The following is a 10,681-nucleotide window of genomic DNA, read 5'->3' on the forward strand; positions in this document are numbered from 1 at the left end:
GCCAACTCCCTCTGGTTCAGGCCCGGTCGTGGGCGTGGTCGGTGGTCAGCCGGGCGGCGAGTGCGGTGAGGGTCGACTCGCTGAGCAGCTGGAGGGGCAGGGTCGCCCCGAACTGCTCGGTGATCTCGAAGCGGAGGTTCATCAGGTTGATCGAGTCGATGCCGTGTTCGAGCAGGGTGCGGTCGGGTGCCGGGGCGCCGGCGGTGTCCGGCAGGAAGGCCCGGACGAGCCGGGTGAGCCGTTCGGCCACCGGGTCCGGAGCCGGGTCGGTCCCGGGCGCGGGGTGGGTCCGGGGCTCGGGGTCGGCGGGGGTCGCCGGGGCGGCCGGGGGCTCGGGGTCGGCGGGGGGCTCGGTGCTGGCGGGGGGCTCGGGCGCGTCCGCACCCGTACCCGCACCCGCACCCGCGCCCGACGGGCCGTCGGCGGGCGGGTCGGTCAGCCACAGCCGGCGCCGCAGGAAGACCGAGGGCGGTAGCGCGACCCTGCCGCCGGCCGGGTCGTCCGCCGTACCCGCACGGACGTCGAGTCCGGACAGCCACAGCTCGCCGAGCTGGTACAGGCGCGCGTTGCGCCACAGCTCGGACAGGAAGGCGGTGGTCTCCGGCAGCGAGCCGAGCTCGCGGTGGCCGCCGCCCTCGCGGACGTCCGCGGACCGGGCCGTCGTGCCGCGCGCACCGCCGGCCTCCGGCCGGGCGAACTCCGCCAGCGCCGAGGCCAGTTCGGCGGTGTCGGCGGCCACCACCGCGAGGCGGTGGTCCAGGGCCGCCCGGCCGGTGCGCAGCGAGTGCGCCACGGCCCGCAGATCGGTGCAGCCCTCGGGGCTGCGCAGCCACCGGGCGAGTCGGTCGGCGGTGGCCGCGAGGTGGTCCCGGGTGGGGGCGGAGAGCAGCACCAGTTCCGGGTCTGCCGCCGTGGCGGTCGCGGGGGCGGGCTCGGCGGGCTCGGCGGGCTCGGCGGGCTCGGCGGGCTCGGCGGGCCGCCCGTACCGCTCGGGCAGGAACTCCTCGACGATCACGTGGGCGTTGACCCCGCCGGCGCCGAACGAGCTGATCCCGGCGCGACGCGGCAGCGGGCTGCCGTCGGGACCGGTGACCGACTGCCAGCGCTCGGCGGTGTGCTGGAGCACGAAGCGGGTGTCCGCCAGCCGCAGGCCCGGGTTGACCGGGTCCGCGTGCAGGGTGGGCGCCAGCGTCCGGTGGCGCAGTTGCAGCACCACCTTGGTGAGCGCGGCGATGCCCGCCGCCGACTCGCCGTGCCCGACGGCGGACTTGACCGAGCCGAGCGAGCAGGTGGCGGCGCCGTCCCCGGCCCGGCCGTAGGTGTCCTGGAGGCCCGCGAGCTCGACCGGGTCGCCGAGTTCGGTGCCGGTGCCGTGTGCCTCGATCACGTTGACGGTGGCCGGGTCCACGCCGGAGTCGCGCAGCGCGGCGCGGACCACCCTGGCCTGGGAGCGCGGGCTGGGGGCCGTGAACCCGTTGGTCCGGCCGCCGTGGGCCACCGCGCTGCCCCGCACCACGGCGTGGACGGTGTCGCCGTCGGCCAGCGCCCGGGCGAGCGGCTTCAGCACCACGGCGCCGCCGCCCTCGCCGGGGCCGAAGCCGGACCCGCCGGCGCCGAAGCTGCGGCACCGGCCGTCCTCGGCGAGGAACCCGGACTGCCGCAGCATCCGGAACCGGGACGGGTGGACGTACAGGTTGACCCCGCCGACCAGTGCGGCCGCGCACTCGCCGCGCCGCATGGCGTCGAGGGCCAGGTGCAGCGCCACCAGGGAGGAGGAGCACGCGGTGTCGACGGGCTGGCTCGGGCCGCGCAGGTCCAGCAGGTACGACAGCCGGTTGGGCAGGCTCCAGTAGTGCCCCGACGGCATGTCCCGGTGTCCGGCGGCCCAGCGCTCGGCGCCGAGCAGCCGGTAGTCGCTGGAGGTGATGCCGGCGAACACGCCCACGCTGCGGCGTTCGCCGTCGGCCGCGACCAGGGTGTCGAGGCGGGGGCCGGTGTACCCGGCGTCCTCCATCGCCTCCCAGGCGACCTCCAGGAACAGCCGCTCCTGCGGGTCCAGCAGGGTGCCGTCGTGGCCGGACAGGCCGAAGAACGCCGGGTCGAACGCGTCGATGCCGTCCAGGAAGTGGCCCCGGGCGCGGACCCCGCCGGCGTCCGGCCAGCGGTCGGTCGGCAGCTCGGAGACGGTGTCCTTGCCGTTCAGCAGGTTCTGCCAGAAGGCGTCCAGGTCGGGGGCGTGCGGGTAGCGGCCGCTGATCCCGATGACCGCGAACCGATCCTCGGCCGGTCCCGGCACGGCGACCGGCACCGGGGTCCGCGCACCGTCCGGCACTGCGGTCGGCACGGCATCCGGCACCGCGGCCGTCGGGGCGGTCTGGGTCGGCCGGGGCTCCCGGGCGGCCAGCAGGTCGACCAGCTCGTCCAGGTCCCGCAGGCCGAAGAGCATCTCCGGGCCGACCGGTGCCACCTCGGCGCTGAGCCGCGAGGCGACGGTGCGGATCATCACGGAGTCCAGGCCCAGCGACTCGAGTGAGGTACCGCCGCCGACGGCGCCCGCCGGCCGGCCGATGGCATCGGCGACCGTCCGGTGCACCAGCTCGGCGAGGACGGCCCGCCGGGCACCGTCGGCCGGCTGCTGCCCGGCGCGGTCCTCCCGGGCGCGGTCCTGCCGGGTCGGATGCTGCGCGGCGGTGTCCGGCCCGGCGGCGTCCGGCCCGGCCGGGTCGGGCCCGGTCAGCTGCTGCTCGGCCAGGTGGCGGTGCCAGCGGGCGGCGTCGCCGTGGAAGAGCGAGACCACGGACGGGCCGTCCGAGGCCAGCAGGCGGTCCAGCGCGGCGAGCGCGGTGGCGGCGGGCAGCGGGGCCATGCCGGTGTGCTGCCGCACCACCTCCAGGACCGGTGCCGGGATCGTCATCCCGGGGACGTCCCACAGCGGCCACTGGACGGACAGGGTCCGCCCGGACCGTTCCCCGCGGGCCACCCGGCCGGCCCTCCGGGTGGCGAAGCCGTCCAGGAAGGCGTTGGCGAAGGCGTAGTCGCTCTGCCCGAGGTTGCCGGTGACGGCGGCGACCGAGGAGAACAGCACGAACGCGTCCAGCGGGAGCGTCGCGGTCGCCTCGTCGAGCGCGGCCGCGCCGAGGATCTTGGGGGCGAGCACCTCCGCCACGTCCTGCCGGGTCTTGCGCAGCAGGTAGCCGTCGCGCACCACGCCCGCGGCGTGGAAGACCCCGTGCAGGGCGCCCTCGGTCCGCAGCACGTCCTCGATCAGGGTTGATGCCGCGCCCGGCGCGCCGAGGTCGGCCGCCACGTAGCGCAGCCGCCGGTGTCCGGCCACGGTCCGGCGGACCGGTGCGGGGAGGTCTGCCCAGGGCGTACGCCCGCACAGCACCACCCGGGCCCCGGGACGGTCCGTCAGGTGCCGGGCCAGGGCCGACCCGATCCCGCCGGCCCCGCCGCTGACCAGGTACACCCCGTCCGGCCGGGCCGAGCGGGCGGCGCCCGGCAGCGGCCACGGCGCGAGCACCCGCCGGGTGCGCGTAGCGGTCCGCAGGTCGGCCAGGTGCCCGTGCCCGGGCGCCGGGGCGGCCGCCTCGGCGAACAGCCGCCGGACGTCGGGGGTGCCGTCCGGGGGGACCAGCACGGCGCGTCCGGTGAGCCGGGGGTTCTCCTGGCGCAGGGTCTGGACGAGCGCCCCGGCGGCGGCGGCGCGGGCGGGGTCCGCGGTGACCACCAGCAGGGTGAGCTGCTGGGTCCGCAGGGCGGCGAGCGCCGTCCGGGCGGCGTCGAAGGCGGCCAGGTCCGCCGCGAGCGCCTGCTCCCCCTCGGCCGCGGCGGCGTCGGCGGTGAGCCGCAGGACGACGGTGGCGGCGCTCACCCCGGCCGCGCGGACCGCCTCGGCGGCGGCCCGGTCGGCGCCGAGCGGGTGGACCTCGGCCCCGGCGGCGGCCAGGGCGGCCGTCAGGTCGCCGGCCGGGTCGTGGACCAGGTACGGGCCCACCGGGCGGCCGTCGGCGGCGGGCAGCGGGGCGGGGACCCACTCCTGCCGGTGCAGCACCGGCGGTGCCTCCCCGCCCGCGAGGTCTCCGAGCGCGGGTACGACGGCCGCACCGGCGTCCACGTAGTGGCGGTCCCGGGCGAACGGGTAGCCGGGCAGCGACAGCCGCCGGTGCCGGGCGGCGGGGCCGACCGCCGCCCAGTCGACCTGGTGGCCCTGCACGTACAGCCGTGCCAGTGCCGCCAGTTCGGCGCCGGTGGGCCGCTCGCCCAGGCGCTCGAGCAGCCGGTCCAGCAGGTCCCGCTGGGCCTGCCGGACCGCCGGGTCGGCCACCGCGGACCCCGGTACGGCGTCCGGCGCGGGCGCGGCCCGCCGGGGGTCCGGCCGGCCGTCGGCGAGCAGGTCCAGCGAGTCCAGCAGTTCGTCGCGGCCGGTGACCAGCAGCGCGACGCGGTACGGGTGGTGGGTCCGGGCGACGGCGAGGGTGTGGGCGACATCGGCGGCCCGGGCGCCGGCGCCGGGGCCGCGCAGCCAGCGTGCCAGGTCCGCCGCATGGGCCGCGGCGGCGTCGGCGCGCCGGCCGGAGAGCGGGACCAGGACCGGCAGGTGCTCGGCGGTACCGGCGGCAGCGGGTCCGCCCGCCCGCCCGGGCGGCTGCTCGACGACGACGTACGCGTTGGTGCCGCTGAAGCCGAAGGAGCTGACCGAGGCCCGCCGCGGCCGCCCGTGACCGGCCGTCAGCGTCCGGCGCCGTGCGGCGACCGTGAACGGCCCGTCGGCGAACGGGATCTGCGGGTTGGGCCGGCGGTAGTGCAGGGACGGCGGGACCTCGCCGGTGGTGACCACGCCGACGGCCTTGAGCAGGCCGGCCAGCCCGGCGGCGGCCGAGGTGTGGCCGATGTTGCCCTTCACCGAGCCGACCGGGACGCTGCCCGGTGCCAGTCCGGACCCGGCGAACGCCTCGTTGAGCGCCGTGATCTCGATCGGGTCGCCGAGCGGGGTGCCGGTGCCGTGGCACTCGACGTAGTCGATCCCGGCCGGGTCGACGGCGAAGCGCCGCATGGTGTCGCGGACCAGCGCGGCCTGCGATCGGGCGCTGGGCGCCGTGATGCCGTTGGTCCGCCCGTCCTGGTTGAGCCCGGACGCCCGGATCACCCCGTGCACCGGGTCGCCGTCGGCGAGCGCCTTCGACAGCGGCTTGAGCACCACGACCGCGCAGCCCTCACCCGGCACGATGCCGTCGGCGGCGGCGTCGAACGGCCGGCAGCGCCCGTTCGGTGACAGCATCCCGGCCCGGCTCATGAAGACGTGCGGGAGTTCGGTCAGGTAGAGCGTCACCCCGCCCACCACCGCCAGGTCGGCCTCGTCGAGCCGGAGCGACTGGCAGGCCAGGTGCAGGGCGGTGAGCGAGGACGAGCAGGCCGTGTCGACGGTGACGGCCGGGCCCTTGAGGTCGAGGTGGTAGGCGATCCGGGCGGCCAGGATGGAGTTGGAGTTCCCCTGCATCACCTGCGGGAGCCGGGCGTGCGGGCTCTGCCGCTCGATCAGGTCCCGGTAGTCGTTGAGCATCACGCCCGCGTACACACCGCACCGGGAGCCGGCGAGCGAGCCGGCCGGCTGCCCGGCGTGCTCCAGCGCCCGCCACGCCTCCTGGAGGAAGAGCCGGGCCTGCGGGTCGGTCAGCTCGGCCTCCCGGGGCGTCATCCGGAAGAAGTCGGCGTCGAAGCGGTCGGCGTCCGCCACGAACGCGCCCCAGCGGGAGACCGAGCGGCCCTCGGCGGCCGGGTCCGGGTCGTAGAACTCCTCGGTCCGCCAGCGCTCCGGCGGGACCTCGGTCACCAGGTCGTCGCCGTCCAGGATGCGCTGCCAGAAGGTGTCCGCATCGGCCGCGCCGGGGAAGCGCGCGCTGTAGCCGATGATCGCCACCGGTTCGGTCGCGGCGGGCCCGGGGACCGGGTCGGAGATCGGCGCGGCCGCCCGGGCCGGGGCCCCGGCCACGACCTCGGCCACGGCCGCTGCTGCTGCTGGTGCCTCGGCGCCGAGCAGCGCCCGGGCGGCGGCGGCCCGGTCCAGGCCCCCGTCCTTGAATCGGGTCAGGATCTCTTTCGCGTCCATCAGTTCTCGCGGTCCTCGCGTCGGCGGTGGCAGTGGCAGTGGCGGCGGCAGTGGCGGTGGCGGTCGGGTCGGGCGGACCCGGTCCGTGGGTGGGCTCAGCTCCGGTCCGGGTGGTCGGCGGCGCCGTAGCCGCCGAGGATGCGGTCCATCACCTCGGGCAGCCGGAAGGAGGTCCGGTGCATGGCGGCCTCCCTGGCGATCGCCGCGTCGGTGGCGGCGAGCAGCGGCGCGGCCAGGTCCTGCTTGAGCAGTTCCAGGGAGGCCCGGGGAGCGGCCGCCAGGTCGGCGGCGAGCGCACGGGCGGCGGCGGGTACCCGGTCGTGGGCCACCACCGTGACGGGCGCACCGCGCTCGCGCAGTTCGGCACCCCGGTAGTTGCGGGCGGTCCACAGCATCTCGGTGCCGAGCTGCGGCCCGAAGCGCCACGGCAGCAGGTGGGTGGCGCCCATGCCGGGGGTGAAGCCGTAGCGCATGAAGTTCCCGGCGTAGACCGAGCGTTCGCTGAACACGGCCAGGTCCGCGTAGAGCGCCAGGACCAGCCCGCCGCCGATGGCGTGGCCCTGGACCGAGGCCACCACCGGCAGCGGGCAGCGGGCCAGCACCCGGAAGAAGTCGTCGGTGTCGAAGCTGCCCTCGCCCCGGGCGAAGTGGACCAGTTCGCGCTGCGAGCCGCCGGCGCAGAACAGCTCCGGCATGCCCTCGACCAGCACCACCCGGGTCCGCTCCTCGGCCACCGCCCGCCCGACGGCGTCGACCAGGCTCCGGCTGAACTCCGGCCCGAAGGTGTTGCGGCGCTCGCGGTCGGCCATCCGCACCACCGCGATCGGGCCCTGCCAGGACAGCGAGACCGGCTCGGGCCCGGCCGTGGTGTCCGGCGAAGGGGCCGGTGCGGCGCTCATGCGGCGGCTCCCGCCGTGCGCAGCCGGTCCAGCAGCCGCCGGGCGCCCGGGGCCGCGAACCGTTCGATCAGCAGTTGCGAGGCCTCGTGGCCCAGGCCCGGGTCGCGCGGGAACAGCCGGGCCCGGTAGTCCTTGAGCGCGGCGGCGGTGGGGCGGTCGGTCCGGCCGAGCCGGGCGAGCAGCGGCCGCAGCACCGATTCGGCGTCCGGGCCCGCGAGGTCGGCGAGTCCGGCGGCGTGCGCGGCGGCCGCGTCGAACTCCTCGGCGCACAGCGTCGCCGCGAACGCGCGCTGCTCGCCGAGGCGGCGGGCCACGAACGGCAGCGCCATCGCGGGCACCAGTCCGGCCAGCACCTCGGTGAGCCGGAACCGGGCGCGGTCGCCGGCCACCACCAGGTCGCAGGCCGCGGCCAGGCCGACCCCGCCGGCGGTGGCCCGGCCGTCGACGGCCGCGACGGTCACCAGCTGGCTGCGGGTCAGCCGGTCCAGCAGCGTCCAGTACGGCAGTTCGGCGCCGTCCGGCAGCGGCTCGACCACGGCACCGGCTCCGGACAGGTCGGTGCCGGACAGGTCGGTGCCCGCGCAGAAGTCCTCGCCGACCGCCGACAGGACGAACACCCGGCAGTCGGGGTCGGCCTCGGCCCGGTCCAGCGCCGCGGCCAGGCCGTCGAGCAGCGCGTCGTCGATGGGGTTGCGGCGCTCCGGGCGGTCGAGCACCGCCCGCACCATCCCCCGGCCGCGGACGACCCGGACGGCCGTGTCCCGGCCGCTCATCGGTCGGCCCCCAGCCAGACGTACTCCCGGTGGTAGTCGCGGACGGCTTCCAGCACCAGCCGCGGACGGCTGTCGCCGCCGCCGAACCGGGCCTTGGTGATCTGCGGGAAACGGTCCAGGTCGAAGGTGAAGTCCCGGGCGCCGAACTTGAGTTCCGCGGTCGCGGTGAGCAGCTCGTCGTACTCGGGGACGGACAGCGAGTACCGGGCGTCCAGGGCCTCGCGGATGCCCATGGAGCGCACCGCGCGCTGCGACTGCGGGGTCACCACCGCGCTGTAGAACTCGGAGCTGCAGCCGGAGCCGTAGGAGAAGATGCCGATCCGGCGCTCCCGGTCGATGACGGCGTTGTCGATGGTGCTGGCCAGCGCGAGGAAGACGGTGCCGGCGTAGATGTTGCCGACCTGCCGCGGGTACTCCACCGCGGCGGACAGCCGGGCGGTGAAGTCCTCCTCGATGGCCTGCGGCGACATCCGCTTGAGCTTGCGCAGGACGGCCCGGTGGGCGCCCTTGACCATGCCGGGGAACGGCGTGTGCATCGCCAGCAGGTCGAAGCTGTCCACGAGGTCGGCGCCCTCGACCTTGCGGGCGTAGTCGGTGAACGAGCCCTTGAGGCAGTCGATGTAGGTGAGCAGCGAGAGGTCGACGTCGCCCGCCTCGGCCTCCGGGTCCGGGCGGCAGGTGTCCATCACCTCGTAGCTGTGGAAGCCGTTGGCGCCCCGGTCGAAGGCCGCCACCACCGGCCGGTCGCCGATCAGCATGGCGACCGCCCCGGCGCCCTGGCTGGGCTCCACGTAGGTGTGCGGCACGGGCCGGGCCACGTCGCTGCTGATGACCAGCGCCTTGGCGCCGTCGAACGGGCTGGCGGCCACCACGGCCGCGGCCATCTGGACCGCCGCCGTACCGCTGTAGCAGGCCTGCTTGGTCTCGAACAGGCGGCAGGAGCGCGGCAGGCCGAGGTGGTCGTGGACGTAGGTCGCGAGCGACTTGCCGAAGTCGACGCCGGACTCGGTGCCGACGATCAGCAGTTCGATCCGGCCGCGCTCCTCCTCGCTGAGCGCGTCCACGATCGGCTTGGCCGCGTTGACGGCGAAGGAGACGGCGTCCTCGCAGTGCAGGGCCACGCTCTTGCGGGCCATCATCAGGTTGTCGATCCGGCTGTCGTCCAGCCCGCGGGCGGCGAACAGCGTGGGGACGTCGACGTAGGTCTCTCCGCAGTAGGCGTTGACGGCTTCGATGCCGACCGGCTTCATGGGGTGATCTCCCTCAGGAAAGGACAGGGTCAGGGCTGGCGGCGGCCGGGCCGGCCGCCTCGGGCAGCCGCAGCACGACGGAGGCGTTGATGCCGCCGAAGGCGAAGCTGTTGGTGAGCGCGGTGCGCAGCGGGTGGCGTTCGGCGCGGGTGCCGACCAGCGGCAGCCGGGGGTCGAGCGGCCGGGCGAGGTTGGGGTTGGGGTGGCAGATGCCGGCCCGGAGCTGGGCGATCACGGCGACCGCCTCGACCAGCCCGGCGGCGCTCAGGCAGTGACCGGTGAGCGGCTTGGTGGAGTTGATCCGCAGGGACGGGCGGGCGCCGAAGACCTCCAGCAGCGAGTCGGCCTCGGTCCGGTCGCCCAGCACCGAACCGGTGCCGTGGGCGTTGACGTAGTCGACCTGGTCCGCCGTCAGCCCGGCCGACGCCAGCGCCGCCCGCATCGCGGCCACCTGGCCCCCGGCGTCCGGCTCGGTGCCGCGCCGGGCGTCCAGGCGCTGCCCGTACCCGGCGACCTCCGCCAGGATCCCCGCGCCGCGGGCCCGCGCCGCGGCCGGCCGTTCCAGCACGACGGCCGCCGCGCCCTCGCCCCGGACGAAACCCTGCCGGTCACGGTCGAACGGCCGGCACATCCGGGCCGGTTCGGCCCGCAGCGCCTCGCACGCCATGGCCCCCGTGCGCCGGAACGCCTCCGCCTCCACCGGGGACAGCTCCGCCACCGGCGCGACCACCAGGACCCGCTCGGCCCAGCCGGCGGCGACCATCCGGGCACCCTGCAGCAGCGCGATCGAGCCGCTGGCGGACGCCCCGCCCACCGCCCAGCCCTCCGACCGGACCCCGGTCACCTCGCTCACGGCACCGACCACGTCGACATCGAGGTGGGTCAGGGCGTACGAGGCCCGCAGCCGGCCCGGGGCACGGCGGTGACCGAGCACGGTGTCCGCCTGGTGCGCCAGGGCGAGGTTGCTGCCGGCGACCAGCAGGGCGGTGCCGCCGGCCACGGCCGGATCGACGGCCCGGCCGGGCGGCGCCAGCCCGGCGTCCACCATGGCGCGCAGTGCCACGCAGGCCGCGGTCCGGGCGGGCAGCGCGGCCCGGCCCGCGACCCGGCGCAGCAGGGCCGCCCGCTCCGGGTCGTCCGGGAGGTGCCGTTCGGCCCACTCGGCGACGCCGAACGGCCCGAGGGCCGCGACGGGCAGCGCGATGCCGTCGGGCGTGCCGGACGGGCCGGTCCCGGCGGGGAGGGCCACCGCGCTGCGCCCCGCCAGCAGGGCCGCGGTGAAGTCCGCCAGGCGGTCGCCGAGCGGCCCGAGGACGGCGGCCGCGGTCACGGCCACCGCGGGGACCGGCCGGTCCGGCACGCCCGCGCTCACACGTGCTCGCTCAGGACCGCGACCAGCGAGCGCAGGTCGTTGGCACGGGTCAGCGTCTCGGCGGGGACCCGGACGCCGAGGTCGTCCTGGGTGGCGATGACCACGTCCATCCGGTCGATGGAGTTGGCCCCGAGGTCACGCATGCTGTGGTCGAGAGTGATCTGGGACTCGGTCAGCTCGGGGAGCACCTCCAGGAGGTTGCGGCGGACGACGGCGAATATCTCGTCGGTGGTCATGGTCTGGTTCCTCTTCGGGTGCGGTGGGACGGGCCTTGGGAT

General features: G+C 76.7%; 6 protein-coding genes. All 6 read right to left on the minus strand.

What is annotated here, in order from left to right; translation table 11 throughout:
• Positions 1-16: 16 nt before the first annotated feature.
• The gene (locus AC2TEW_RS26230) at positions 17-6,109 is read right to left on the minus strand and encodes an SDR family NAD(P)-dependent oxidoreductase (protein ID WP_484625825.1); all 6,093 of its coding nucleotides are present in this window, start codon (positions 6,107-6,109) and stop codon (positions 17-19) included.
• 95 nt (positions 6,110-6,204) lie between these two features.
• On the minus strand, positions 6,205-7,008 hold the full coding sequence (locus AC2TEW_RS26235; RefSeq protein ID WP_484625826.1) for a polyketide synthase: 804 nt from the start codon (positions 7,006-7,008) through the stop codon (positions 6,205-6,207).
• Positions 7,005-7,781 carry an enoyl-CoA hydratase-related protein gene (locus tag AC2TEW_RS26240; protein WP_484625827.1) on the minus strand — a complete coding sequence of 259 codons (777 nt, stop codon included), beginning with the start codon at positions 7,779-7,781 and terminating at the stop codon, positions 7,005-7,007. Before AC2TEW_RS26240 ends, AC2TEW_RS26235 begins: the two co-directional genes overlap by 4 nt.
• On the minus strand, positions 7,778-9,031 hold the full coding sequence (locus AC2TEW_RS26245) for a hydroxymethylglutaryl-CoA synthase family protein (RefSeq protein ID WP_484625828.1): 1,254 nt from the start codon (positions 9,029-9,031) through the stop codon (positions 7,778-7,780). The genes AC2TEW_RS26240 and AC2TEW_RS26245 overlap by 4 nt, the downstream gene beginning before the upstream one ends.
• A gap of 13 nt (positions 9,032-9,044) precedes the next feature.
• Positions 9,045-10,403, minus strand: a complete 1,359-nt coding sequence (locus tag AC2TEW_RS26250) for a beta-ketoacyl synthase N-terminal-like domain-containing protein (RefSeq protein ID WP_484625829.1) — start codon at positions 10,401-10,403, stop codon at positions 9,045-9,047.
• On the minus strand, positions 10,400-10,639 hold the full coding sequence (locus tag AC2TEW_RS26255) for a phosphopantetheine-binding protein (RefSeq protein ID WP_033825422.1): 240 nt from the start codon (positions 10,637-10,639) through the stop codon (positions 10,400-10,402). Before AC2TEW_RS26255 ends, AC2TEW_RS26250 begins: the two co-directional genes overlap by 4 nt.
• Positions 10,640-10,681 lie beyond the last annotated feature (42 nt).

It is taken from the genome of Kitasatospora sp. NEAU-CNBT7 (genome assembly GCF_057220535.1).